Origin of the sequence: Polymorphobacter megasporae (assembly GCF_018982885.2) — a bacterium.
GTDB classification, from domain to species: Bacteria; Pseudomonadota; Alphaproteobacteria; order Sphingomonadales; family Sphingomonadaceae; genus Polymorphobacter_B; species Polymorphobacter_B megasporae.
Map to the genome: position 1 here is coordinate 2,188,922 of NZ_CP081848.1, position 22,709 is coordinate 2,211,630.

A 22,709-nucleotide genomic window follows, 5' to 3' on the forward strand; every position below is an offset into this window, starting at 1 on the left:
GATCATCCGCCGGTGACGCTCATGTGGCGGGCGACGGCGGGGGCGCGGGCGGTGCGGTCGATGACGAAGTCGTGACCCTTGGGCTTGCGCGAGATCGCCTCGTCGAGCGCGGCGTCGAGGATGCCGTTATCTTCGGTCGCGCGAAGCACGGCGCGGAGGTCGGCGGCGTCGTCCTGACCGAGGCAAAGGAACAGTTGCCCGGTCGCGGTGAGGCGGACGCGGTTGCAGCCCTCGCAGAAATTATGCGTCAGCGGGGTAATGAAACCAAGGCGTTGCCCGGTCTCGACGATGCGGACGTAGCGAGCCGGGCCGCCGGTCTGGTCGATCAGGTCGATCAGCGTGTGGCGGGTTTCGAGGTCGCGGCGGACCGCCTTCAAGGGCAGGTACCGGTCGGCGCGGTCCTCGTCGATCGCACCGAGCGGCATCGTCTCGATGAGGACGAGGTCGTGCCCGTTGGCGGCGGTCCATGCCAACATCGTGTCGATTTCGTCGTCGTTCAAACCCTTCAGCGCGACCATGTTGATCTTGACGTGGAGCCCCGCTTCCTTCGCCGCGGCGATGCCGTCGAGCACCTGCTCAAGGCGCCCCCAGCGGGTGATCTTGGCGAATTTCGCGGGGTCCAAAGTGTCGAGGCTGACGTTGATCCGGCGCACCCCGGCGGCGAACAAGTCGCTGGCGAACTTGCGCAATTGCGAGCCGTTGGTGGTGAGCGTGATCTCGTCGAGGTCACCGCTGGCGACGTGGCGCGACAGCCTCGCGATGAGGTCGACGACGCCGCGGCGGACGAGCGGCTCGCCTCCGGTGAGGCGCAGTTTGCGGGTACCGCGACGGACGAAGGCGGTGGCGATCCGGTCGATTTCCTCGAGGCTTAGAACCTCGCTCTTCGGCAAAAACGTCATGTTTTCCGACATGCAATAGACGCAGCGGAAGTCGCAGCGGTCGGTGACCGAAATGCGCAGATAGTCGACGGTTCGGCCGAAGGGGTCGATCAGCGGGAGCATCCGCACCAAGTGGGCTTGGGTTAGGGTTAAGTCCAGTCTGCTGCGCGATTACAGCGCGCGCACGAGTATCCGCACGACGCCGATCCATGCCGCATCACCGACGACGAGCTGGCGCGCGCCGGGCTCGAGCGGGAGGAGCTGGAGCTTCTTGCCCTCGGTCCCAACCAGCCGCCCGAAGGCGAAGCGCCCGGCGGCGCGCGGCACGAGGATGTCGCGGTTGAGCGCGGACGCGAAATCCTTCGCCGCAAGCTTTTCGAGCCAGACCGAATCGCCGTTGCGGTAATCGCCCTGCGCGATCTCGACGATCATCCCGACGTAATCGCCCTGCGGCGCGGGGGGCAGCAGCGCGGTCGCGCGGCGCGGCGGGATCGCGCCCTCGGCGGTGAGGACGGCGGTGACGGGGACGTCGACGCGGTCGGGCAACGTGACCAGATCGGCGGCTGCAACCCCAAGCGCGGCGGCGATACGGTTGAGCCAGCCGACCGATACGGTTCGCATGCCGGTTTCGAGGCGGCCGATCGTCTGCGCCGTCGTCGGCGGCTCGCACGCGGCGGCGACTTCGTGGAGGGTCATGCGCTTGGCTTTGCGGACCTCGCGGATACGGGTGATCACGAGTATCTCCTGAACCTGTAGGGTTTGCCTCTGTCCTACAGATGAACGGCTATGGCAAGACTGATTCGCCCGAGTCGCCGTACTCGCTGCAGGGAGAATGTCATGCCGAAGCCCGCCCGCCGCCAAGTCGCCAAGCCGGTTCGTCCTCCCAAGGCTTTGGGGACGATGTCGCAGCTTCCTGCGCCCGGCCCGAACCGCCTGTTCGCCGAAGCGCGATTACCGCCGTCGGCGATCGTCGACCGCGCGCGGGTGACCGTCAACCTCGCCGAATCGCCGCTCGGCTGGCTCGTCCGCCGCGGCATGGTCACCGCGCGCCAGTTCGAGGCGGGCGAAAAACTGCGCGGCGACTTCATGCGCGCGAGCCTCGCGCCGCGGACGACGATGAGCTGGGACGCCGGGGCATCGTCGCGCGGGGCGCGCGGCGCGCCCGACATGCTCGACGCGTCGAGCGCGCAGATCGCGGCGAAGGCGCGCTTCGAGTCGGCGGTGACCGCTGTCGGCGGGGGGCTGTCCGACGTCTTGTGGCGGGTGGTGTGCAGCGGCGACGGGCTCGAGACGGTCGAGAAGGCGCTCGGCTGGCCGGCGCGCGCGGGGAAGGTCGTACTCCTCCTCGCACTCGACCGGCTGGGGGATCATTATCAGCTGCGGTGATGGCAGTGTCCGCTCCGTCTCGCCCGGCGACGCCGAGAGGGTAGCGGGGGGCAGAAAGGCAGCAGTCGCACGAAGATAGCGCCGCAACAGTCCTACAACCTGTAGGAAACAAACCCTACAGGTTGTAGGAAACAAACCCTACAGGTAAAAACATCTTGACAAGCGAACCGCTGAAGTGTAGTCTTCAGGAATGCTGCAGAACTCCGCCCACCGGCTACCCGGTGGGCGTTTTGCGTTTTACCCGGAGGGAAGATCGATGAAGCAGCCGGTAATAAGCTCGCAAGATACAGCGCGAGAGACCGCGGTCGTGCGCCGCGTCGGCCCGGTGATCGACGCCGACCGGCGCGACCTTTTCATCGCCGCGTTGCGCGATTGCGGCGCAGTCAGCGTCGCGGCCGACCGTGCCGGGGCGTCGCGCTTCGCCTTCCGCCGGGCGCGCGATCACCACCCCGATTTCGCCGTCGCGTGGGACACCGCGCTCGGTCGCGTGCCCGCGCTCGCGGTCGACCCGGTCAAGCTCGAGAAGGCGTTGTTCAAGCGGCTGCTGAACGGGGTCAAACGGCGGACGATCTACCAGGGCAAGGTCGTCGACATCTACCGCGTCTTCAATGATCCACTCGCGTTCAAATTCGTCGTGGCGCTGCTGTGGGAGAAATATGCCGGGCACGCCGCCGACGCGCCCGAGCCGGTCGAACTGATGACCCGCGAGGCCTTCCTCGCAGCGATCGCGATCCGGCCGCGGACGATCGAGCAAAGCGCGGTCGAGCAAAGCGCGGTCGAGCAGGGCGCGATCAGACAGCGTGCGATCGAGCAGGGTGCGTTGGAGCAGAATACACTGGAGCAGGTGCTGGAGCAGGGTGCGGCTTAAAGGCGGCCACTCTCTTTTCGTGATCCCCGCCTGCGCGGGGATCACGAGAGTAAGGGGGAAGGCGCAACGAATGGCACGTTGCTGCAACCCAACCCCTCTCCCAGACCTGCCTCTATAGGCAATCGACGCCGCGCCCTCGACCCGCCACGACGCCCATGCGGACACTGGGGGTTCGCGACGGGAGCGCGATATGGGCCTTGCAGTGAAATCGATCGTCGCGCTCGCGGCGATACTCGGCGCAAGCGCCCCGGCGGCGGCGTATTCGACGCGCTACGAGGTCCAGCATTATCCGCAGGCGTTCACGCGTACGGTCAACCAGGCGCTCGGCACGCATGTCGAGACGTACACCGACGGCAGCGTCGTCACGCTCGGCTACGGTGTCGCGCCGTCGCCATCGCTGTCGATCACCGCGATCCAAGGCGGCCCGATCGGCTTCTTCATCGAGGATCTCTATGAGTTCGACGTCGCGATCAAGCCGACGACGGCGGCGGCGCAGGCGTTCTTCGTCAACCTCGGGCTCCACCCGTCGCACGTCAAGATCGGCGAGGCGACCGGGCATATCACGCTCGCGGCGTCGAAGGTGTTTGGCTCGCATCTCGATGCATCCGTCGCGCAAGGCCGCGGCGGAAGCGTCTTCGAGGTGAATTGCGACAGTGGCGTCGGGGCAAAGTGCGGGCGGACCGCATATCACACGTCGCTGTTTACCGACCTCGCGCAGTTCAATCCGTACATCTGCACGACCGGGCCGTGCGGCACCGTGCCGTTCGGGACGCCGATCACGCTCAGTTACACGATGGAGTCGGTCTTCAGCCTCAACGCCGGGGCCGGAGCGCACGCCTCGCTGCTGATCGACCCGACGATTTCACTCGACGCCGACACGCTGGCGAGCTTCGGACTGACGGCGGCCGATTTCACGATCACCCCCGAGGCCGGGTTCGGCAATACCGCGGTGGCGGGAGGCGTGCCGGAACCGGCGGCGTGGGTGCTGCTGGTGGCGGGCTTCGGGTTTGTCGGGGGCGCGATGCGGATGCGGGGGCAGGGGGTAATTGCTTGACGGGGATGACGGTGATGGAATGACGGTCCGCGCTCACCAACCTCACCGTTCACCATTCAGCACTTACCACTCAGAGCTTAGCATTCACCGCTGCCCCGCGCGGCGCATCGGCATCGCGTCGATCGTCGCTTCGAGCATCGCCGCAGGCACCGGCTTGGCCGATCGCATCGCGACGTGCCCATCCTTCCCGATCAGCACCACCGCGAACCGCCCGGACGGCAGCGCATAGCGCCGTTCGAGCGCATTCGCGGTGTCGGCGGCGCCCGTCACCGACGTTCCAACCACCTCGACCACGCTGATGTCGCGATCGACCGCGCCCTGCTGCCAACCAGCCAGCGCGCGGCGCTGCAGCGCGAGTTGCGGATCACTATCGGCAGGCGCGGCGACAATGAGAACGCGGCGCTGGTCGCGAAGTGCCGCGACCGACGCGGCATCGGCCGGCATCGAAGCGCCGAGCAACGCGGCTCCGAGCAGGGAGGCGGCGAGCGGCGCGGCAACGGCAATCGGCTGTTTCATGCTCCGCACAACGCGCGAGCGACACGACTTGTTCTGCCGGTTTCGCCGCAGCGGCACCGGCGCATCCAATCCTGAAAGGAGCGCGGAATGACCGACGATCTCCGATCGCCGTGGCGGCAGTTTATCGAACAGGACCCCATCGACGCCGCAAAGTCGATCGAGCGGCTCCCGATCGAGCAGCTCGTCGAGTTGGGTTCGGCACCACATCTTATCGCCCATCCGGGGCAGCTGCCGCCCGGCGGCGACTGGACGACGTGGCTGATCCTCGCCGGGCGCGGGTTCGGCAAGACGTGGGCCGAGGCGGCGTGGGTCGACGCCTGCGCGCGCTCGGTCAAGGGCGCGCGGATCGCATTGGTCGGGGCGACGCTCAACGATGCGCGCGCCGTGATGGTCGAGGGCGATGCCGGGGTGCTCGCGGTGGCACGGCGGCGGCCGAAGTTCGAGCCGGCGCGGCGGCTGCTGACGTGGAAGAACGGGTCGACCGCATCGCTGTTCGGCGCGGCCGAGCCCGACTCGCTGCGCGGGCCGTCGTTCCACTTCGCATGGGGCGATGAGGCGGCGAAGTGGGACCGTGCCGCCGATGCGCTGAGCAATCTCCGGCTGGCGCTGCGGCTGGGAGCGTCGCCGCGGCTGCTGCTGACGACGACGCCGCGTCCGCTGCCGTGGCTCAAGACGATGGCCGCAGGGACCCCCGGGGTCGTCGTGACGCGCGGGCGGACGGTCGACAACCGCGCCAATCTCGCGCCGTCGTTCCTCGACGCGGTGATGCGCGACTATGGCGGGACGCGGCTCGGGCGGCAGGAATTGCAGGGCGAGATCATCGACGACCTCGACGGCGCGCTGTGGACGCGGGGCGGGATCGAGGCGTGCCGTGTCGGGATCGTGCCGCGGCTGACGCGGACGGTGATCGCGGTCGACCCGCCGGCGTCGCAGACCGGCGACGCGTGCGGCATCGTCGTCGTCGCGCTGGGGGCGGACGGGCATGGCTATGTGATTGCCGACCGCTCGGTCGAGCATGCCGCGCCCGAGGTGTGGGCGCGTGCGGTCGTCGCGGCGGCGGACGATTTCACCGCCGACCTGATCGTCGCCGAGGTCAACAACGGCGGCGAGATGGTCGCCTCGGTCCTGCGGATGGTCGACAAGACACTGCCGATCAAGCCGGTCCACGCGACGCGCGGCAAGGTCGCCCGCGCCGAGCCGGTGTCGGTGCTGTACGTCCAGGGCAAGGTCCACCACGCTGGCGCATTTCCGGCGCTCGAGGACGAATTGTGCGGGTTGATGACCGGCGGCGGTTACGCCGGGCCGGGGCGCTCGCCCGACCGCGCCGACGCATTGGTGTGGGCGGTGAGCGAACTGCTGCTCGGCAAATCGCCGCGCGTGCCGAGCGTGCGGTCGCTTTAAGACGCGGGGAGGGTGCCTCCCCTCCCCTTCAGGGGAGGGGCCGGGGGTGGGGAACGAGGGCGCAGCCGAGTTCTTCGCTGATTCGTCTGTGTTCTTCTCCGCCACCCGCGCCCCACCCCCGGGCCGCGCCAAGGGGCGCGTCTCTCGCCCCTCAACTGAAGGGGAGGGGAGGCAGTGCCTTCTGAATTCAGGGAGAACCACATGAATCTCAATCCCTTCGGCCGCAAGTCGCGGCCCGCACAAGCGCGCCCGCCGGGGGTTTTCCCCGAGCTGTTGCGCTCGAACTGGAACGGCAACCTCGGCGCGACGCGGTCGTACGAGGCGCTCGCCCGCGACGCGTACGTCCGCAATCCGATCGCCCAGCGCGCGGTGCGGATCGTCGCGGAAGGCGCGGCGGGGGCTCCGGTGCTGAGCAGTCCGCCCGGGCATCCGGCGGTCGCGCTGCTCGACGGTGGCGAGCCGGGGCCGCACCTGATCGAGACCGTCGCGGCGAACCTGCTGCTCCACGGCAATGCGTATATCGAGGTCGGGCTCGGCGCGAACGGCCTGCCGGTCGCGCTGTATTCGCTCCGCCCCGAGCGGGTCACGGTCGAGTCCGATGCGAGCGGCTGGCCGGTCGGCTATCTGTACCGTGCCGGCACGACCCTCCAGCGCTTCCCGGCGGTGACGGTCGGCGCGGGGTCGCAGGAGGGGCGGCCGGGGCTGCTCCATATCCGCAGCTTCCACCCGCTCGACGATCATTATGGCCTCGGCTGCCTTGGCGCATCAGCGGCGGCGGTCGAGACGCACAACGCCGCGAGCACGTGGAACAAGGCGCTGCTCGACAATGCCGCGCGGCCGTCGGGGGCCTTGGTTTATGATCCGGGCGACGGCGCGACGCTGTCGGCGGAGCAGTTCGACCGGCTGAAGGCCGAGATGGAGGCGGGTTTCGCCGGCGCGATCAACGCCGGGCGGCCGATGCTGCTCGACGGCGGGCTCAAGTGGCAGGCGCTGTCGATGACCCCCGCCGAGATGGACTTTGCCCGCACCCGCGACACCGCCAGCCGGGAGATCGCGCTGGCGTTCGGGGTGCCGCCGATGCTGCTCGGCCTGTCGGGCGACAATGCCTTCGCCAATTACCGCGAGGCGAACATCGCGCTGTGGCGGCTGACGCTGCTGCCGCTGACGTCGCGCATCCTGGGGTCGATCGCGACCTACCTCGGCGACTGGTGGCCGGGCTTGAGCCTGACCGTCGACCGCGACGCGATCCCGGCGCTCAGCGCCGACCGCGAGCGGCTGTGGAGCCAGGTGTCGGCGGCGAATTTCCTCACCGACGACGAGAAACGCTCACTTCTGGGATTGGAGGCACGGCCATGACGATGCTCGCGGGACTGATCGCACAAGCCGAAGGGCAGGGGGCCGACCTCGTCACCCTCCGCGCCCTGATCGAAGAGGCCAGCGAAGCCGGGGCGGCGCGCGCGCTGGCGAGCATCTGCCTCCACGACGACCGCGCCGTCGCCGACATCGTCGAACTCCGCCAGCTGATCCAAGGCTGGCGCGACGCCAAGCGCTCGGCGGTGTCGGCGGTGGTGACATGGGCAGCGCGGGCGCTGGTCGCGGCGCTGCTCGTGGGGATCGCGGCGAAGCTCGGGATGACGGGGATGATGTTCCGGTGAGCGCCCCGCTGACCCGCCTCGCTGGATACGCGAGTGTCTTCGGCGTGCCCGATGCCGGGGGGGACGTCGTCGAGCGCGGTGCGTTTGCCCGGGCGATAGGGTCGAGCGTGCCGCTGCTGTGGCAGCACGACGCGAACACCCCGATCGGCCTTGTCGACCGCATCGCCGAGGACGCGCGGGGCCTGCGGATCATCGCCAGCGTCGAGGACACGCGAACCGGGCGCGATGCGCTTGCGCTGCTGGCCGCCCGCGCACTGACCGGCCTGTCGTTCGGCTACCGCGTCCGCGCCAGTCGCCCGACGCGCGGCGGCCGCATCCTCACCGACTTCGAGCTGATCGAGGTCAGCCTCGTCACCTTCCCGATGCAGCGCCTCGCGCGTGTGCACGCAATTTCCCCCGCCGCGCGCACCGGCGCGCTTTCCAACCAGGAGACCTCCGCATGACGTTCGCCACCAGCTACGAGACCAAGGCTGACCCGCTCGACGCGAGCTTCACCGCCGTCGCCGCGGTCGTGCCCGATCCCGAAATCGCCGCGCTGCGCAGCGACATCGACAAGCTCAGCGCGCGCCTCACCCGGCCCGCACTCAGCGGCGCACTGACCGGCACCAAGGCCGATCCCGCGCGCGCCGCGTTCACCGATCGCTACCTCCGCAAGGGCCTCGACGCCGGCGCGCCCGAATTGAAGTCGCTGTCGATCGGCGTCCCCGGTGACGGCGGCGTCGCGGTGCCGAACGAGATCGACACCGTTATCGACGATACGTTAAAGACGATCTCGCCGATCCGTGGCATCGCCTCGGTCGTCCAGGTCGGCTCGGCGAACTACCGCAAGCTGATCGCGGTCGGCGGCGTCGCCTCGGGCTGGGCGGGCGAGGTCGCGGCAAGGCCGTCGACGGGGACGCCGAACTTCGTCGAAGTCGTGCCGCCGATGGGCGAGCTGTACGCCAACCCCTCGGCGAGCCAGGCGATGCTCGACGACGCGATGTTCGACGTCGAGACGTGGCTCGCGAGCGAGATCTCGACCGAATTCGCCCGCGCCGAAAGCGTCGCCTTCGTCACCGGGTCCGGCGTCGCCCAGCCCAAGGGCTATCTCAGCTACCCCGCCACCGCCGCCGACGACACGACGCGGCCGTTCGCGACGCTCCAGTATCTGCCGACCGGCGTCGCGGGCAATTTCGCCGCGACCAACCCGCAGGACCGGATCATCGACCTCGTCCACGCGCTGCGCCCGCCGTATCGCCAGGGCGCGGTCTTCGTGATGAACTCGACGACGCTCGCCCGCGTCCGCAAGATGAAGGACAACACCGGGGCGTTCATCTGGCAGCCGTCGCTGTCGGCCGAACAGCCGGCGACGCTCCTCGGCTATCCGGTGATCGACGCGGAGGCGATGCCCGACATCGCCGCCGACAGTCTGTCGATCGCCTTCGGCAACTTCAAGGCGGGCTATCTGATCACCGAGCGCAATACGACGGGCCTGCTCCGCGACCCGTACAGCAACAAGCCCTACGTCCAATTCTACGCCAGCCGCCGCGTCGGCGGGGCGGTGATCAACTCGGAGGCGATCAAGCTGCTCAAATTCGCCGCCGCCTGACGCTCCAGCCAGGCTGAGCCGCGACCGCGCCGCGCGGGGGTTCGATCCCTCCGCGCGGCGCCTTTGTTTCCGGACATTTACAAGGAGCCGTGCCGATGGCGATCATTTCCGCCTCGATCGAGGCGAACGGCTGGGTGCTGCTCGTGACGCTGACCGGCGGCCCGAGCGCCGCCGGTGACTTCTCGCAATATCTGCTCGATCCGAACGGCACGCCGCGGCTCGTCGTGGCGACCATCGCCCCGGGCTTCGCGCTGAGCGGCGGCGTAGCACTCGCCGCCACGGCCGCGCGCAACCTGATCGCGACCAAGCCACTGCGGTTACCGGTTCAAGCGACCGCAGCAGGCGCGCGATCAGCCAAGACCCCCGACGAGGCCAGTCTCGGCGGCGGCCAGATCCGGGTTCGCATCGCGCTATCGCAGCACGTCTACGCGACCGATACCGGGCTGACGCTGACCGCGCTGGCGGGCTGGCGGACCGGCGAGAGCGCAGGGTCGATCGCGGTTACGAACAGTTCGACGATCGCCGCGCCGTCGCCGATCGTCCGCTGGGCCGACGTGCCGTACCAGCATATCTCGAACAGCCGCGCGATCGATCTCGAGGTCGTCGCTTTCTCGCACCATCCCAAGGGCTTCGCGCCGGTCGCCGCAGTCAGGTTCACCGCCACCGACGGTACCAACACCGCGACCGGGTGGGCGACCGCGCTGACGTCCTCGCCGAAATACGGGGCGGGCGGCAGCGGGGTTCCGGCCCGCGTCTACCGCGTCACGATCGACGGCGGCACCGCGACCCCGGCGGCGCTGACCGAGGGGCTGATCCGCTGCGACTTCAAGGCGTTCCCTTGGATCGGCACGGCGCGCGCGAGCGATACGACCGACACCGCGTTCGCGGCGGTGGCGTCGACCGGCACCCCGTCGATGGCGAGCCTGACGACCGCTGGGATGGCCCCCGCGGCGCAGACCCCATTCGTTATCGCCTATGATCCGAACGGGACGTGGCTGCCGGTCCTCTACGTCTATGTCCAGCCGAACACCTGGGTCGGGACCGGCTCGATCGCGTCGAATGTCCTGACGGTTGCGACGACGACCTCGGGCGCGGTCGCGATCGGCACCAAGGTCAGCGGCGTCGGCGTTACCGCGGGCTGCACCGTGATCTCCGGCAGCGGGTCGACATGGGCCGTCTCGACCACCGCCGCCGTGGCGACGATCGCGCTTCAGGGCGGTGGCACCTCGAACAACAACATCGTCACCGTCAGCGCCAACGCGCTGACCGCTGCAAACGGCACCTGCGCCGATGCGTACACTACCGCGCGCAACGCACTGAAGATCCAGAACCGCATCGTCGCCGCGCGCAACGGCCAGGCGGCGAGTGCGATCGGCGCGACCGACGGCATGGTCATCCGCGTAAAGGCGGGCAGCTATGCCGGTCTCGGGGCCGTCGCCGTCGCCAGCGGCATCACGACGAACTATACGTGGGAGATCGTCGAAGGTGACCCCGCCGACGCCAACCCGCGTGTCAACGTCGTCGTCGCACAGGGGGCGGGGGGCAGCACGCGGTCGACGCGATGCCAGTTTCGCAACATGACCGTCGTCGGCGCGACCGCGGCGGTTCCGTTCAACGCGACAACGTACGGCTGGCTCGACAATGTCGAGGTCCGCGGCGCAGCCGGGTTCGAGTCCAACACCGTCCAGATTTTCGGTAACGCGACGAACGCTTTCTGGACGAACCTGCGGTTTTGGAAGCTCGGCAGCTATGTCTCAGGTCAACTCTGCCGAAACGCGGAAGTCGTCAGCGGCATCGCCGGGATCACCGTGCTCAACTGCGCCCGGCTGCCGGGATCGAGCGGCGGCGGAACGGCGGCACCGGGGTCGACCGTCGACCCGCTCGGCGCGACCCAGGACATCATCATCGCGGGCAACGACTTCCGCTACGTCAAAAGCGCGCCGGTCTGGGCGATCGGCTTCACCGCCAATGCCAATGCCGGCGCGACCGCGCTCGGAACGACCTACAGCGTGTTCAATCGACAAGTCTTCGCCAATAATGTTTGCGAGAGTTATGGCGCATCGGCGGCGATGTTCACCGTTGCCGGCGAGAATAACACCGTCGTCGCGACTTATTCGATCGTCGAGGGCAATACGCTCGCCGGGGACCGGGTCAACTGGCTGTACGACGACCTCAATCTCGGCACGATCGCGGCGAACGACACCGACAGCAACATCATGTTTTGCAACCGGGTCGCGAACAACGCCTACGACCAGCACGCGATCAAGTGCGACTTCTACAACGACGGTTATGTCGCCTCGCAACGTGGCGGGACGTCGCTTTATGGCTTCGACCTTGCGACGTCGCGCAACAAGGCGAAGGGCGTCGGCGTCGAACTGACCACCGGCGGCAACGTCTATCACTGCATCACCGCGGGGACGACCGCGACGACGGGCGGCCCGACCGGCACCGCAACCGACATCACCGACGGCACCGTCCACTGGGCATGGTTCGCGACCGAGATCCGCCAGCACGGCTATCGGCCGAACGCGATCCGCGGCTGGTCGGCGCTGTACGGCGTCGGCATGACCGACAACGTCATCCTGCGCGGCAACATCAACCCCGAGTTCCTCCACGAGTTCGAAGGGCTCAACACCCCCAATTACACCATCGACACCGGGACCGGGGCCGACCCGAAATACACCCTCGACAAGTCGGGGACCGACATCGCGGGCGCGCGCTACGACCCGGCGAACACCGGCGGCGGCGATTACAAGCCGCTCGCCGGGTCGCCGCTGATCGGTCGGACGTCGTTGTCGGCAAACATCGACGTCGACCAACGCGGCGTTGCCCGCCCGCTCTCGTTCGCCACCGGCGCGGTCCAGAACGACGTCGCGGTCGCCGTCGCGCTCGTCCCCGCCGCTGCGCGCGAGGCCAGCCTCGCGTCGGTAACCGCGCTGGGAATCGCGATTGCGGTCGTCCCGATGTCGACCGCGGTCACGACGCGCGCGAGTCCGTCGGCGACCGGCTGGGCGGCAATTCTGGCCGCCGCGTCGGTGACGATGATGACACGCGCCATAAGCAGCGTCGCCGCCTGGGCCGGGTTCCTCGCTCCCGGCAACGCCCGGTCCGTCACCGCCGCGAGTGTTGTCGTCATCGGCGTCATCGCGCCCGCCGCGCTCGCCCCCGGCAACTGCCGCACCGCCGTCACCGACCGCACGCTGCCGATAATGTTGCCCGGCAGCGCCGCGCCCCCCGAACGGACGCTGATCGTCTCCGGCGACTTCCGGCTCGAGATCGTCACCGCCGACTGAGTTCTCCTCCTCTTCGCCAAAAGGATATCCGCATGAAATTCTCGAGCACCCAGGTTCTCGACGGCGCGCTCGCCGTCGTCCGCACCGCCACCCGAATGGTCGCGGTCAGCGGCCAACCGGCCACCTACGCCGCCGCCGATACCGGCCGCCTGTCCGAAGCCGCGCTGACCACCGCCGACTTCACCCTCGCCGCCGGCGATATCTCCGGGCGCAAGGTGACGATCGCCGCCAAGTCGGGCCTGTCGGTCATCGCGCCCGGCACCGCCGACCATATCGCGCTGCTCGATCCGGTCAGTGCGACGTTGCTCTACGTCACGACCTGCCCGGCGCAGGCACTCGTTGCGGGCGGCACGGTGAGCCTCGCCAGCTGGCAGATCGAGATCAACCAGCCGGTCTGATCCTGCTTCTTCCCTCCCCGTCGGGGAGGGAAGCCTCTCATCGATGGAGACATGACCGTGGGGATCTTCCTGAAGGATCCGGCCGCGCGGCTCGACTATGCCGTCGACTGGTCGATCAACGTTCTCAACGGCGCGACGATCGCGGCGAGCGACTGGCACGTCACTCCCGACGAGCCGGGCGGCGTCGCCGTCGGTAGCACCGTCACCGCGCCCACCCGCACCGGCGCGACGCTCGACGGCGGGGTGCCGGGGCACGTCTACCGCATCGCCAACCGCATCGTCCTGACCGACGGCCGCGCCGACGAACGCGCGCTCGCCGTCCGCATCGAGGTCCGGTGATGGGCGACATCCTGCCGCCCGTCGTCGCTCCGGTCGCGATCGAGGAAGCGAAGGCGTTTCTCCGCGTCGACGGGTCGAGCGAGGACGCGCTGATCGCCGGCTTCATCCGCGCCGCGAGCGGACTCGCCGAGGCGTTCACCGGCCAGGCGCTGATCGTCCGCGACGTCGCCGAGACCGCATTGATCACCCCGACGTGGCAACGCCTCAAGACCGCGCCGTGCGTCGCGATCACCGGCGTCGACGCGGTCGGCGGGGCAACCACCGGCCCGGCTTTCGAGAGCGATATCGACCTGTCGGGCAACGGCTGGATCCGCGTCATCGACCCGCGCGGCGCATTGCGCGTCACCGTCCGCTACCGGGCGGGGCTCGCCGCCGACTGGAACGGCATCCCCGAGCCGTTGCGGCTGGGGATCGTCCGCCTCGTCTCGCACTTCCACGCGCACCGCGACGCCCCCGACGCGGGCGGACCACCCGCCGCCGTCGCTGCCTTGTGGCGGCCGTGGCGCCGCCTCCGGCTCGGCTGAGGAGAAAGACATGATCGCCGAATTCACCGGCTCGCTCCGCGACAGCGTCGCGATCGAGCATTGGACCCCCGCGCCCGACGACAGCGGCGGCGACGCGGGGGCGTGGAGCTCCGCCGGCTCGGCATGGGCCGCGCTCGTGCCGACCGACGTCGTCGCCACCAGCAGCATCGTCGGCGAGCGCCGGATCACCCGCTCGCGCTACCGCCTCACGCTGCGCGTCGGTTCGGGCGCCGGGGTGACGAGCCGCTTCCGCTGGCGCGATCGCATCCTCGTCGTCCTCCGCGTCGAGCCCGATCCGCGCACCCCCGACCGGCTGACGCTGCTCGTCGAGGACCGGACATGATCGCCGCGACCCTGCTCGACCAGCTCGCCGCAATCGCCGAGGCGCAGGTCCGCGCGATCCTGCTCGACCGCGCCGTCACCGAACTCCCCGGCGTCGTCGCCTCGATCGACCCGAACGGCATCCGCCTGACAGCGCCGCATTTGTTCGCCCGCGCCTGGGGCAGCCGCCACGCCGCGCGCGACCCGTGGCTGGCGCTGTTCACCCGGAGGACGCGATGAGCGCGAGCCTTGCCGTCCAGTCGCTGATCGTCGCCGCGCTGCGGAGCGCTCCCGGACTCGAACCGCTCACCGGGGTGTGCGACGGCGTCGCCCCCGACGCGGTCGCGCCGTACCTCACCGTCGGCCCCGACAGCATGGCCGACTGGAGCCACCAGACCGGCACTGGGCACGAGCATGCGGTCCGCCTCGCCTTGTGGGACGACCGCCCCGGCACCGCGCGGGTCAAGGTGCTCGCCGCCGCCGCCGAAACCGCAATCCGTGCGCTCAGCGGCAGCCGCGACGCCACCCGCATCGCCGGGGTCGCCTTCATCCGCACCGTCTTCGTCAAGGACCCCGGCGGCTGGACGCAGGCGGCGATCGACTTCCGCATCCGCACCGAACAACTTTAAGGAGAACCGACATGGCCGCCGAAAAGGGCAGCGCATTCCTGTTGAAGGTCGGCGACGGCGCGAGCCCTCCCGTCTTCACGACGATCGCGGGCATGCGGACGACGCAGCTGACGATCAATTCGGACACCGTCGTCATCACCAACAAGGGCTCGGGCGGCTGGCGCGAACTGCTGTCGGGGGCGGGCTTCCGCTCGGTCTCGCTGTCGGGCGCGGGGGTGTTCAACGGCTCGGCCGCCGAGGCGCGGATCAAGGCGAACGCGCTCGGCGGCGTTCTCGACGACTATCAGGTCAGCTTCGAGAGCGGCGAGCGGATGACGGGCAGGTTCCTCGTCACCCGGCTCGACTATGCCGGCGATTTCAACGGCGAGCGCAGCTACACCGTCGCGCTCGAGTCCTCGGGCAGCGTGGTGACGGCATGAGCGTCGCCAACGTGTTGCGCGGCGAAGCCTCGCTCGTGCTGGACGGGGTCGAGCGCATCTTCCGCCCGACCTTCGCCGCGCTCGTCGCCGCCGAGGGCGAAATCGGGCCGCTGTTCGCCGCGGTCGAACGCGCCGCCGCCGGGCATCTCAAGCTCGACGAGCTGGTCGCCCTGCTATGGCACACGCTCAGCCCCGACAGCGGGCCGCTGACGCGCGAGAAGTTCGCCGACGCCATCGTCGAGGTCGGGCTGGCGGTCGTCACGCCGGTGCTCAAGACGCTGCTGACGCAGGTGTTGCAGGGGCGATGACGTTCGCATCATCCGCGACGACGGCGGCGCGGGTGGCGGCGGTGCTCGGCTGGAGCCCGGCGACGTTCTGGTCGGCGACCCCCGCCGACCTCCGCGCCGCGCTCGGCCTCGATCTTGCTCCCGCCGCTGCCGCCGCTCCCGATCTCGCCCGCCTGATGGAGGCCTTCCCCGATGGACCAACAGCTCGATAGCCTCGTGATCGGCATCCGCGCCGACACCAGCGGCTTCGCCCGCGACGTCGCCGGCATCAAGGACCAGCTCGACGGGCCGCTCGCGAGCGGTGCCGACCACGCCGGCAAGGCGATCGAAAGCGCGCTGGCGAAGGCGGTCAAGACCGGCAGCCTCGGCTTCGACGACCTCCGCAAGGTCGCGCTGTCGACCCTCGCCGAGATCGCCGCGAGCGCGATCAAGACCGACCTCACCGGACTGTTCGGCGGCGGTTCGTCGAGTGGCGGCGGCGGGATCCTTTCCTCGCTCGCCAGCGCGGCGGGGTCGCTGTTCGGCGGAGCCCCCGGGCGCGCGACCGGCGGCCCGGTTACCGGCGGAAGCGCGTATCTCGTCGGCGAGCGCGGCCCCGAATTGTTCGTCCCCACCGCCGCCGGGCGCATCGCGACGGGGGGCGGGCAGGGCGGCGCGGTCAGCATCACCGTCAATGTTGCTACCCCCCGCGACGCCGCGCCCGCTATGATGCAGCGGACCGGGGCGCAGGTCGCGCGCGCGGTCCGCCAAGCGCTCGATCGGGCTGACGGATGATGCGCCACTGGCTCGCCACCCCCGCCGACCAGCAGCGCCGCGACTGGCTCAAGCGCTTCGACGCGCGCTTCTGGACGGTCGATTTCCCGCGTCCGATGATGGCCGCCGCGACGACCCCCGCGCCGCGATCGATCCGGGTCGACCTCAATTTCCTGCGGAGCAACGACCTCGCCGGGCTGATCTGGGAGTCGGCCGATCGCTTCGATCACCCGCTGCTGAGCTATGCCACCGACCGCGACTATCGCGGGCTGGTGCTCAGCTTCCGCTGGCAGTCGAGCGGGGTCATGCCGCTCGACGCGGTCAACGGCCCGGTGCTGACGATCGAGGGGCGCGACGCGGCGGGCAACTTCCGCGGCTGGTACGTGCGACTGTGGAATTACGCCGTGGGGACGCCGACCGACGCGGTGATCACGCTCGACTTCGACGCGCTGAGCGGCGGGTTCCTGCTGCCGGGCGAGGCCGATCCGGTGTTCACCGGCGACATCGACCGGCTGTTCGTCTCGCTCGTACCCGCCGGCTTCACCGGCATCGAAGCGCCGCTGACGGTCGCGGTCGATGCAGCCGTGACGCTGTCTGACATCGCCTGCGATGGGCCCAACTCGACGATTGCGATCGGTGACACCGTAGTACCCCAGCACCGGTTGCGGATGGCGACGGGCTATGACGACAGCTATAACGTGACCCCCGAGCGGCTGCTTCGCGGCATCGTCGCGACCGGTTATACGACGTGGCTCAACCATTATGTCGGGATGAGCCACTTCTTCCAGGTGGCGTGGGATCCGGCGACGGCGCGCTACGAGGTCGATCCATCGCGGCCGTTGTGCGCCCCGGCAGCGGCGTGGCACCGCGACTTCGCCGAGCGGGCCGCAGCGGCGGGGTTGACGCTGATCGTGTCGCAGTCGTTCGAGCTGCTCGACCAGAACGCGCCCGCGGCGTGGAAGCAGCGCGACGCGGCGGGGGCTCCGGCGCTGACCGGCTACACCCCGCCGTCGACGCTGCTGTCACCGTGTAGTGCGCCCGCAATGGCGTGGCTGCAGGCGGTCGCGCGGGCGTTCGTCGCGCTCGCGGTCGCCGCCGGTCACGCGCCGCACTTCCAGATCGGCGAGCCGTGGTGGTGGGTCGGGCCCGACCACCGCCCGTGCTTCTACGACGCGGCGACGACTGCGGCGTATCACAGCGAGGGCGGGGCACCACCGCCGCTGGTGCTCGATGCGCGCGGGACGTTCGATGCGCCGAACCGCGCCTTCGCCGATTGGCTCGGCGTAAAGCTCGGCGCGGCGACGATGGTGCTGCGCGACGCGGTACGCGGGATCGCTCCCACCGTGACGACATACCTGTTGTTCTACGCTCCGCAGGTGGTTCGCTCAGCCTCGCCAGAACTGGTCCGCGCCGACCTGCCCGCGGCATGGGCGTACCCCGCATTCGATGTCCTCCAGCTCGAGGATTACGAGTTCGTCACGAGCGGCAACTTCGCCGCGCAGGCGGCGGCGCGCGCGGTGGTCGCGAGCCGCCTCGGCTACCCGCCCGCCGTCCAGCATTATTTCGCCGGCTTCGTCGCGCGAATCGAGGATCGCGGGCAATGGCCGGCGATCGCCGAGGCCGCCGCCGCCGCGCAGGATCGCGGCGTCGCCGAGGTCTTCGTCTGGGCATGGCCCGAAGTGGCACGCGACGGCTTCGTCGCATTCGACATCATGGGAGACGAGGCCGTGGCCGCATTCGACGACGTCTGCTTTCCGCTCGCGATCGGCCTGCACGCGAGCGGCGGCCCCGAATTCTCGACGCAGATCTCGACGTCGAGCTCGGGGTATGAACAGCGTAACAGCAGCTGGGCCGAGGCGCGGCTCCACTACGACGCCGGGGTCGGGGTCCGCTCCGAAGCCGACCTGCGGCTGCTTCTCGCGTTCTTCCGCGCGCGGCGCGGGCAGGCGAGCGGCTTCCGCTTCACCGATCCGCTCGACCATTCTTCGGGCGACGGCGACACGATTACCGCGCTCGACCAGCCGATCGGCATCGGTGACGGGGTGGCGACGCGCTTTGTCCTGACCAAGCGCTACGGCACCGCCGACGATCCGCACGACCGCCGGATCACGCGCCCGGTCGCGGGCAGCGTCGTCGTCGCGGTCGCCGGGGCCGCCGTCACCGGCTGGCAGCTGGCCGAAGGCGGCTTCGTCGATCTCGCCGCGCCTCCGCCCGCCGGGGCGATCGTCACCGCGGGCTTCGCCTTCGACGTGCCCGTGCGTTTCGCCGACGACCGGCTCGACGTCTCGCCCGGTGGCTGGCGGTCGGGCGACGCCGCGTCGGTCCCGCTCATCGAAATCCGCGAGGCTTAGATGGCGTTCTCCGACAGTCTCGCCCGCGACCTGACGACGATCGCCTTGTGCTGGCGCGTCGCCCGGAGTGACGGCGTCGTCCTCGGCTTCACCACGCACGACCGCCCGCTCGACATCGGCGGGCTGCGCTATGCCGCCGCCCCGGGGATGACGCCGTCGGCAATCAGCCTCGGCGATGGGCTCGAGGTCGATACGATGGAGTTCGCCGGGGCATTGTCGGCGGCGGCGATCACCGGCGAAGACCTCGCGGCGGGGCGCTACGACGGCGCTGCGCTGACGGTGTTCATGGCCGACTGGGACGATCCGGCGGCGGGCACGCTGCGGCTGGCGGGCGGTACGATCGGCGCGATCGAGCAGCGCACCGGGCCGGGCGGCGGCAGCTTCACCGCGACGGTGCGCGGGCCGACCGCGGCGTTCGAGGCCATCGCGATCGAGACCTGCTCGCCCGACTGCCGCGCCGAACTCGGCGACCGCCGCTGCCGGGTCGATCTCGCGCCGCTGACGACGACCGCGCGCACCACCGCCTCGACGCGCGACCGGATCGGTGTCGCGGTGACGGCGATCGAGCGCTTCAGCGGCGGCCGGGTGCGCCCGCTCGACGGGCCGAACGCTGGTCTCGATGCGCGCATCGCGGGGGTCGACGGCGACGCGCTTGTCCTGTTCGAGGCGCTGCCCTTCGCGCTCGCCGCCGGAACACGCGTCGAACTCCGCGAGGGCTGCGACAAGACGTTGGCGACGTGCAGCGCGCGCTTCGCGAACGCGATCAACTTTCGCGGCGAGCCGCACGTCCCCGGCGGCGACGTCCTCACCCGGTTCCCCGGCGTATGACCGCGCATCCGCACAGCGCCGTAATCGTCGCCGCCGCGCGCGCCTGCGTCGGCACGCGCTTCCGCGCGCAGGGCAGGGCGCCGGGGCTCGGCCTCGACTGCGTCGGCGTCGCGCTGATCGCTGCTGCTGCTGCCGGGATTTCCTTCGTGCCGCCCGCCTACGCACTCGGAGGCGACCATGAAGCCGCGCTCGACGATCTGATCGCTACCGCTGGGTGCCGCCGTGTCGCCACCGCCGCGCCGGGCGACCTGCTCACCATCGCGCCGTCGCCCGGCCGCCGCCACTTTGCCGTCGTCACCGGGACCGGCGTCGTCCACGCGCATGCCGGGCTGGGCCGCGTCGTCGAAGGGCCGCTCGACCTCGGCTGGACCATCGTCGCCGCGTGGCGGCTGCCTGAACAGGAGTGAGCCGATGGCGACATTGATCTTGGGCACCGTCGGGCGCGCGCTCGGCGGCCCGCTGGGCGGGCTCGTCGGCACCGTCATCGGCAGCACGCTCGACCGCGGCATCTTCGGCGGCGGCGCGACGCGAGAAGGGCCGCGCGTCGCCAACCTCGCGGTCCAGAGCGCCGCCTATGGCGAGCCGCTGCCGCGCATCTATGGCCGGATGCGCGTCGCCGGGTCGCTCGTCTGGACCGCAGGCATCCGCGAAAGCCGGACCAGCTCGAGCGGCGGCAAGCGCGGCGCTGCGACGAGCAGCTACAGCTATTCGGCATCGTTCGCGGTGATCGTTGCGGCGCGGGCGATCGTTCGCGTCGAGCGCATCTGGGCCGACGGCAAACTGCTCCGCGCGACCGACGGCACGCTGATCTATCCGGCGACGATCCGCGCATACACCGGTAGCGAAGGGCAGCTGGTCGATCCGCTGATCGCCGCTGCCGAGGGCGTCGGTGCCGCGCCCGCCTACCGCGACCGCGCGCACGTCGTGTTCGAGGACCTGCCGCTCGCCGACTATGGCAACCGCATCCCCAACCTGACCTTCGAGGTCGTTGCCGATGACGACGATATCGCAGTCGAGGCGATCGCCCGCGACATCGCCGGTCCCGGCCTCGGTGGGGACACCGCCGGCCCGATGCTGCTCGGCTTTGCCGCCGCGCGCGCAGGCAGCATCCGCGCGACGATGACCCAGCTCGCCGAGATCGGCGACCTCGTCGTCCGTGACGCCGACGCCGGGCTCGTCCTCGGGCCGGGCACGTCGACGACGATCCCGGCCGATGTCCTCGGCGCGAGCGAGGCGCACGCCGCTCCGGCTTGGCACACGAGCCGCGAGGCCGGCGACAGCATCCCCGATGCGCTTGTCTTCGGCTTCAGCGACCCCGCGCGCGACTTCCAGCCGGGGCAGCAGCGCGCGGTCCGGCGCAGCCCGGTGCTGCGGAGCGAAGCGCATGACCTCCCCGTCGCCGCGACCGCCGCTGCGGCGAAGCAGCTCGCCGAAATCCTCCTCCGCCGCGCGATCGCCAGGCGGTCGACCGCGCTGCTGGCGATGTCGTGGCGCTACGCCGCGCTGCGTCCGGGCGATGCTGTCCTGGTCGAGGGCTACCCCGATCCGTGGCGGGTCCGCCGGACGACGATCACCGGCGCAGTAATAGAGTGCGAGGTCGAACGCATCGCCTCGCCGCCCGGGGCTCCGTCGACGACTGCCGATTCCGGTCGCGTCTATGCTCCCGGCGATGCTCCGAATGGCCCGACCGTGCTCCACGTTCTCGACCTCCCCTCGCTCGACGGCGTCGCGACCACGCCGCGGCTATTGCTCGCCGCGGCGGGGCCGAGCAGCGGCTGGCGGCGCGCCGGCGTCGTCGTCAGCCGCGATGGCGGCGCGAGCTATGCGACGGTCGCGACGATCGACACGCCGGCGACGCTCGGGGTCGCCGCGAGCCCGCTCCCCGCCGGCACGACCGACTGCTGGGACCGGCTGTCGACGATCGACGTCGACCTGCTCGAGGGAGCGATGACGCTCGAGAGCGCGAGCGAGGCGGCGGTCCTCGCCGGGGCCAACCTCGCGCTCGCGGGCGACGAGGTGTTCCAGTTCGCCCGCGCCGAAGCCGTCGCACCGCGGCGCTATCGCCTCAGCGTGCTACTGCGCGGGCGGCGCGGGACCGAGGCGGCGGTCGCCACCCATGCTGCGAGCGAGCGCTTCGTCATGCTCGATGCCGGCAGCGTCACCGCGTTCGATCCCCCGATCGACGCGATTGGATCGCCGCTGATCTTCAAGGCGGTCGGCCCCGGAGAGGACATCGTCACGGTATTCGGCATCGCCGTCGTTCCCGTGGGGGTTGCGCTCCGTCCGTTGTCGCCGGTCGCCCTGACGGTCACGACGCTCGCCAATGGCGATCGGCTGATCAGCTGGATCCGCCGTAGCCGGGCAGGGTTCGCGTGGATCGACGGGGCAGATGCACCGCTGGGAGAGGAAGCCGAGCGGTATCGGGTCACGATCGCGTTCGGCGCAACTGTCGTTCGCGCGGTCGAGGTTGGTGGAACGTCGTGGACCTACCCGGCTGCATCGTTCGCGGCCGACGGTGGCGGCACCGCTGGGTCGCTAACCGCCGCCGTCGCTCAGCTCGGGGCCGCCGTCGGCCCCGGCAGTGCAGCGACATGCACGATATAACTTTGCATTAACTCACATTTTTGGAAGGACGATCATGGCTGAGGTATCGGCGCGCTACGCGTTTGCGCTGCTCCAAAGCGGGCAGGCGCAGAAGGAAATCACCCACAACAGCGCGATCGCGGCAATCGATGCGCTGCTCCATCTCGCCGTCGAAAGCCGGACCCTTGCGGCACCACCCGCAGGAGCGACGTCACCGGCAAGCTGGATCGTCAGCAGCTATGCGACCGGCGCATGGTCTGGTCGCACAGGCGAGATCGCCGTCCTCGAAGCCGGCGGTTGGTCGTTCGTCGTGCCGCGCGATGGCTGCCTCGCCTACGTGCGCGACGAAGGCGTCTATGCTGTGTGTGTCGGCGGCGTCTGGAACGGTGCCGCATGGCCGGTGCGGGCACTTTCGGTTAACGGGCGAACGATGCTCGCCGTGACGCCGGTCGCGCTTGCCGGAGCGGCTGGCGGCACGATAATCGACACCGAGGCGCGGGCGGAATTGGCGGCGCTAACCAGCGCGATGCGTGCCATGGGACTCGTTGCGGTTGCGTAGCGAATGCCGAACGTTACTTCATGGAAAAGCTGTTGTTTCTATGCAACACACCATCTGAATCTCGACTTGCGCTGGTATA

27 protein-coding genes are annotated in these 22,709 nt (G+C 69.9%); 24 read left to right on the plus strand and 3 right to left on the minus strand.

The window, feature by feature from the left end; all coding sequences use genetic code 11:
- Positions 1–2: 2 nt before the first annotated feature.
- Together moaA and KTC28_RS10400 are read right to left on the minus strand one after the other, a co-directional pair.
- A complete protein-coding gene (moaA, locus tag KTC28_RS10395; protein ID WP_216710853.1) occupies positions 3–1,001 on the minus strand; it encodes a GTP 3',8-cyclase MoaA in 999 nt (332 codons plus the stop codon).
- Between the two features lie 48 nt (positions 1,002–1,049).
- Positions 1,050–1,613 (minus strand): helix-turn-helix domain-containing protein, encoded by a 564-nt coding sequence (locus tag KTC28_RS10400; RefSeq protein ID WP_216710838.1) that lies wholly within the window; start codon positions 1,611–1,613, stop codon positions 1,050–1,052.
- Positions 1,614–1,715: 102 nt separating this feature from the next.
- On the opposite strand from KTC28_RS10400, the gene KTC28_RS10405 reads away from it, so the two are divergent.
- The 3 genes from KTC28_RS10405 (at position 1,716) to KTC28_RS22770 (ending at position 4,186) form a co-directional block, all read left to right on the plus strand.
- The gene (locus KTC28_RS10405) at positions 1,716–2,264 is read left to right on the plus strand and encodes a DUF6456 domain-containing protein (RefSeq protein ID WP_226895927.1); all 549 of its coding nucleotides are present in this window, start codon (positions 1,716–1,718) and stop codon (positions 2,262–2,264) included.
- A gap of 307 nt (positions 2,265–2,571) precedes the next feature.
- Positions 2,572–3,132, plus strand: a complete 561-nt coding sequence (locus tag KTC28_RS10410; RefSeq protein ID WP_216710837.1) for a hypothetical protein — start codon at positions 2,572–2,574, stop codon at positions 3,130–3,132.
- A 190-nt stretch (positions 3,133–3,322) separates the two neighbouring features.
- Entirely contained in the window at positions 3,323–4,186 is an 864-nt protein-coding gene (locus KTC28_RS22770; RefSeq protein WP_255601911.1) for a PEPxxWA-CTERM sorting domain-containing protein, read from the plus strand.
- Between the two features lie 84 nt (positions 4,187–4,270).
- On the opposite strand, the gene KTC28_RS10420 is transcribed toward KTC28_RS22770, so the two are convergent.
- On the minus strand, positions 4,271–4,702 hold the full coding sequence (locus KTC28_RS10420) for a DUF4174 domain-containing protein (protein WP_216710836.1): 432 nt from the start codon (positions 4,700–4,702) through the stop codon (positions 4,271–4,273).
- 87 nt (positions 4,703–4,789) lie between these two features.
- Between KTC28_RS10420 and KTC28_RS10425 the strand changes: the two genes are divergently transcribed.
- From KTC28_RS10425 to KTC28_RS10525, 21 genes are all read left to right on the plus strand, one after another.
- Positions 4,790–6,103 carry a DNA-packaging protein gene (locus tag KTC28_RS10425; RefSeq protein ID WP_216710835.1) on the plus strand — a complete coding sequence of 438 codons (1,314 nt, stop codon included), beginning with the start codon at positions 4,790–4,792 and terminating at the stop codon, positions 6,101–6,103.
- A gap of 201 nt (positions 6,104–6,304) precedes the next feature.
- The gene (locus KTC28_RS10430; protein WP_216710834.1) at positions 6,305–7,459 is read left to right on the plus strand and encodes a phage portal protein; all 1,155 of its coding nucleotides are present in this window, start codon (positions 6,305–6,307) and stop codon (positions 7,457–7,459) included.
- Positions 7,456–7,758, plus strand: coding sequence for a DUF6127 family protein (locus KTC28_RS10435; RefSeq protein ID WP_216710833.1), 303 nt, complete (start codon positions 7,456–7,458; stop codon positions 7,756–7,758). The genes KTC28_RS10430 and KTC28_RS10435 overlap by 4 nt, the downstream gene beginning before the upstream one ends.
- Positions 7,755–8,201 (plus strand): HK97 family phage prohead protease, encoded by a 447-nt coding sequence (locus KTC28_RS10440; protein ID WP_255601912.1) that lies wholly within the window; start codon positions 7,755–7,757, stop codon positions 8,199–8,201. Before KTC28_RS10435 ends, KTC28_RS10440 begins: the two co-directional genes overlap by 4 nt.
- Entirely contained in the window at positions 8,198–9,346 is a 1,149-nt protein-coding gene (locus KTC28_RS10445) for a phage major capsid protein (protein ID WP_216710831.1), read from the plus strand. Before KTC28_RS10440 ends, KTC28_RS10445 begins: the two co-directional genes overlap by 4 nt.
- 95 nt (positions 9,347–9,441) lie before the next feature.
- Complete coding sequence (locus KTC28_RS10450) at positions 9,442–12,639, plus strand: hypothetical protein (RefSeq protein WP_216710830.1); 3,198 nt, start codon at positions 9,442–9,444, stop codon at positions 12,637–12,639.
- Positions 12,640–12,671: 32 nt separating this feature from the next.
- Entirely contained in the window at positions 12,672–13,037 is a 366-nt protein-coding gene (locus KTC28_RS10455) for a hypothetical protein (protein WP_216710829.1), read from the plus strand.
- Positions 13,038–13,094: 57 nt separating this feature from the next.
- A complete protein-coding gene (locus KTC28_RS10460; RefSeq protein ID WP_216710850.1) occupies positions 13,095–13,376 on the plus strand; it encodes a phage fiber-tail adaptor protein in 282 nt (93 codons plus the stop codon).
- Positions 13,376–13,900: a head-tail connector protein gene (locus KTC28_RS10465; RefSeq protein ID WP_216710828.1), complete on the plus strand. Its 525-nt coding sequence runs from the start codon at positions 13,376–13,378 to the stop codon at positions 13,898–13,900. Before KTC28_RS10460 ends, KTC28_RS10465 begins: the two co-directional genes overlap by 1 nt.
- A gap of 10 nt (positions 13,901–13,910) precedes the next feature.
- A complete protein-coding gene (locus tag KTC28_RS10470; RefSeq protein ID WP_216710827.1) occupies positions 13,911–14,243 on the plus strand; it encodes a phage head completion protein in 333 nt (110 codons plus the stop codon).
- Entirely contained in the window at positions 14,240–14,461 is a 222-nt protein-coding gene (locus KTC28_RS10475; protein ID WP_216710826.1) for a hypothetical protein, read from the plus strand. The genes KTC28_RS10470 and KTC28_RS10475 overlap by 4 nt, the downstream gene beginning before the upstream one ends.
- A complete protein-coding gene (gp17, locus tag KTC28_RS10480; protein ID WP_216710825.1) occupies positions 14,458–14,850 on the plus strand; it encodes a tail completion protein gp17 in 393 nt (130 codons plus the stop codon). The genes KTC28_RS10475 and gp17 overlap by 4 nt, the downstream gene beginning before the upstream one ends.
- Before the next feature lie 11 nt (positions 14,851–14,861).
- Entirely contained in the window at positions 14,862–15,269 is a 408-nt protein-coding gene (locus KTC28_RS10485) for a phage tail tube protein (RefSeq protein WP_216710824.1), read from the plus strand.
- Positions 15,266–15,577, plus strand: a complete 312-nt coding sequence (locus KTC28_RS10490) for a gene transfer agent family protein (protein WP_216710823.1) — start codon at positions 15,266–15,268, stop codon at positions 15,575–15,577. Before KTC28_RS10485 ends, KTC28_RS10490 begins: the two co-directional genes overlap by 4 nt.
- A complete protein-coding gene (locus KTC28_RS10495; protein ID WP_216710822.1) occupies positions 15,574–15,768 on the plus strand; it encodes a phage tail assembly chaperone in 195 nt (64 codons plus the stop codon). The genes KTC28_RS10490 and KTC28_RS10495 overlap by 4 nt, the downstream gene beginning before the upstream one ends.
- Positions 15,749–16,330, plus strand: a complete 582-nt coding sequence (locus KTC28_RS10500; RefSeq protein ID WP_216710821.1) for a tail tape measure protein — start codon at positions 15,749–15,751, stop codon at positions 16,328–16,330. The genes KTC28_RS10495 and KTC28_RS10500 overlap by 20 nt, the downstream gene beginning before the upstream one ends.
- Positions 16,330–18,660 (plus strand): DUF2460 domain-containing protein, encoded by a 2,331-nt coding sequence (locus tag KTC28_RS10505; protein WP_216710849.1) that lies wholly within the window; start codon positions 16,330–16,332, stop codon positions 18,658–18,660. Before KTC28_RS10500 ends, KTC28_RS10505 begins: the two co-directional genes overlap by 1 nt.
- A complete protein-coding gene (locus KTC28_RS10510) occupies positions 18,661–19,488 on the plus strand; it encodes a phage/gene transfer agent baseplate hub protein (protein WP_216710820.1) in 828 nt (275 codons plus the stop codon).
- Complete coding sequence (locus KTC28_RS10515) at positions 19,485–19,895, plus strand: peptidoglycan endopeptidase (protein WP_216710819.1); 411 nt, start codon at positions 19,485–19,487, stop codon at positions 19,893–19,895. Before KTC28_RS10510 ends, KTC28_RS10515 begins: the two co-directional genes overlap by 4 nt.
- Before the next feature lie 4 nt (positions 19,896–19,899).
- A complete protein-coding gene (locus tag KTC28_RS10520; RefSeq protein ID WP_216710818.1) occupies positions 19,900–22,092 on the plus strand; it encodes a phage tail protein in 2,193 nt (730 codons plus the stop codon).
- 34 nt (positions 22,093–22,126) lie between these two features.
- A complete protein-coding gene (locus tag KTC28_RS10525) occupies positions 22,127–22,630 on the plus strand; it encodes a DUF2793 domain-containing protein (protein ID WP_216710817.1) in 504 nt (167 codons plus the stop codon).
- Positions 22,631–22,709: the final 79 nt, after the last annotated feature.

What these genes read in the sequence shown, in the direction of transcription:
- moaA (WP_216710853.1), bottom strand. Translation starts at nt 1,001, where the DNA reads ATGCTCCCGCTGATCGACCCCTTCGGCCGAACCGTCGACTATCTGCGC.
- KTC28_RS10405 (WP_226895927.1), top strand. Translation starts at nt 1,716, where the DNA reads ATGCCGAAGCCCGCCCGCCGCCAAGTCGCCAAGCCGGTTCGTCCTCCC.
- KTC28_RS22770 (WP_255601911.1), top strand. Translation starts at nt 3,323, where the DNA reads ATGGGCCTTGCAGTGAAATCGATCGTCGCGCTCGCGGCGATACTCGGC.
- KTC28_RS10420 (WP_216710836.1), bottom strand. Translation starts at nt 4,702, where the DNA reads ATGAAACAGCCGATTGCCGTTGCCGCGCCGCTCGCCGCCTCCCTGCTC.
- KTC28_RS10425 (WP_216710835.1), top strand. Translation starts at nt 4,790, where the DNA reads ATGACCGACGATCTCCGATCGCCGTGGCGGCAGTTTATCGAACAGGAC.
- KTC28_RS10430 (WP_216710834.1), top strand. Translation starts at nt 6,305, where the DNA reads ATGAATCTCAATCCCTTCGGCCGCAAGTCGCGGCCCGCACAAGCGCGC.
- KTC28_RS10435 (WP_216710833.1), top strand. Translation starts at nt 7,456, where the DNA reads ATGACGATGCTCGCGGGACTGATCGCACAAGCCGAAGGGCAGGGGGCC.
- KTC28_RS10445 (WP_216710831.1), top strand. Translation starts at nt 8,198, where the DNA reads ATGACGTTCGCCACCAGCTACGAGACCAAGGCTGACCCGCTCGACGCG.
- KTC28_RS10450 (WP_216710830.1), top strand. Translation starts at nt 9,442, where the DNA reads ATGGCGATCATTTCCGCCTCGATCGAGGCGAACGGCTGGGTGCTGCTC.
- KTC28_RS10455 (WP_216710829.1), top strand. Translation starts at nt 12,672, where the DNA reads ATGAAATTCTCGAGCACCCAGGTTCTCGACGGCGCGCTCGCCGTCGTC.
- KTC28_RS10465 (WP_216710828.1), top strand. Translation starts at nt 13,376, where the DNA reads ATGGGCGACATCCTGCCGCCCGTCGTCGCTCCGGTCGCGATCGAGGAA.
- KTC28_RS10470 (WP_216710827.1), top strand. Translation starts at nt 13,911, where the DNA reads ATGATCGCCGAATTCACCGGCTCGCTCCGCGACAGCGTCGCGATCGAG.
- KTC28_RS10475 (WP_216710826.1), top strand. Translation starts at nt 14,240, where the DNA reads ATGATCGCCGCGACCCTGCTCGACCAGCTCGCCGCAATCGCCGAGGCG.
- gp17 (WP_216710825.1), top strand. Translation starts at nt 14,458, where the DNA reads ATGAGCGCGAGCCTTGCCGTCCAGTCGCTGATCGTCGCCGCGCTGCGG.
- KTC28_RS10485 (WP_216710824.1), top strand. Translation starts at nt 14,862, where the DNA reads ATGGCCGCCGAAAAGGGCAGCGCATTCCTGTTGAAGGTCGGCGACGGC.
- KTC28_RS10490 (WP_216710823.1), top strand. Translation starts at nt 15,266, where the DNA reads ATGAGCGTCGCCAACGTGTTGCGCGGCGAAGCCTCGCTCGTGCTGGAC.
- KTC28_RS10495 (WP_216710822.1), top strand. Translation starts at nt 15,574, where the DNA reads ATGACGTTCGCATCATCCGCGACGACGGCGGCGCGGGTGGCGGCGGTG.
- KTC28_RS10500 (WP_216710821.1), top strand. Translation starts at nt 15,749, where the DNA reads ATGGACCAACAGCTCGATAGCCTCGTGATCGGCATCCGCGCCGACACC.
- KTC28_RS10505 (WP_216710849.1), top strand. Translation starts at nt 16,330, where the DNA reads ATGCGCCACTGGCTCGCCACCCCCGCCGACCAGCAGCGCCGCGACTGG.
- KTC28_RS10510 (WP_216710820.1), top strand. Translation starts at nt 18,661, where the DNA reads ATGGCGTTCTCCGACAGTCTCGCCCGCGACCTGACGACGATCGCCTTG.
- KTC28_RS10515 (WP_216710819.1), top strand. Translation starts at nt 19,485, where the DNA reads ATGACCGCGCATCCGCACAGCGCCGTAATCGTCGCCGCCGCGCGCGCC.
- KTC28_RS10520 (WP_216710818.1), top strand. Translation starts at nt 19,900, where the DNA reads ATGGCGACATTGATCTTGGGCACCGTCGGGCGCGCGCTCGGCGGCCCG.
- KTC28_RS10525 (WP_216710817.1), top strand. Translation starts at nt 22,127, where the DNA reads ATGGCTGAGGTATCGGCGCGCTACGCGTTTGCGCTGCTCCAAAGCGGG.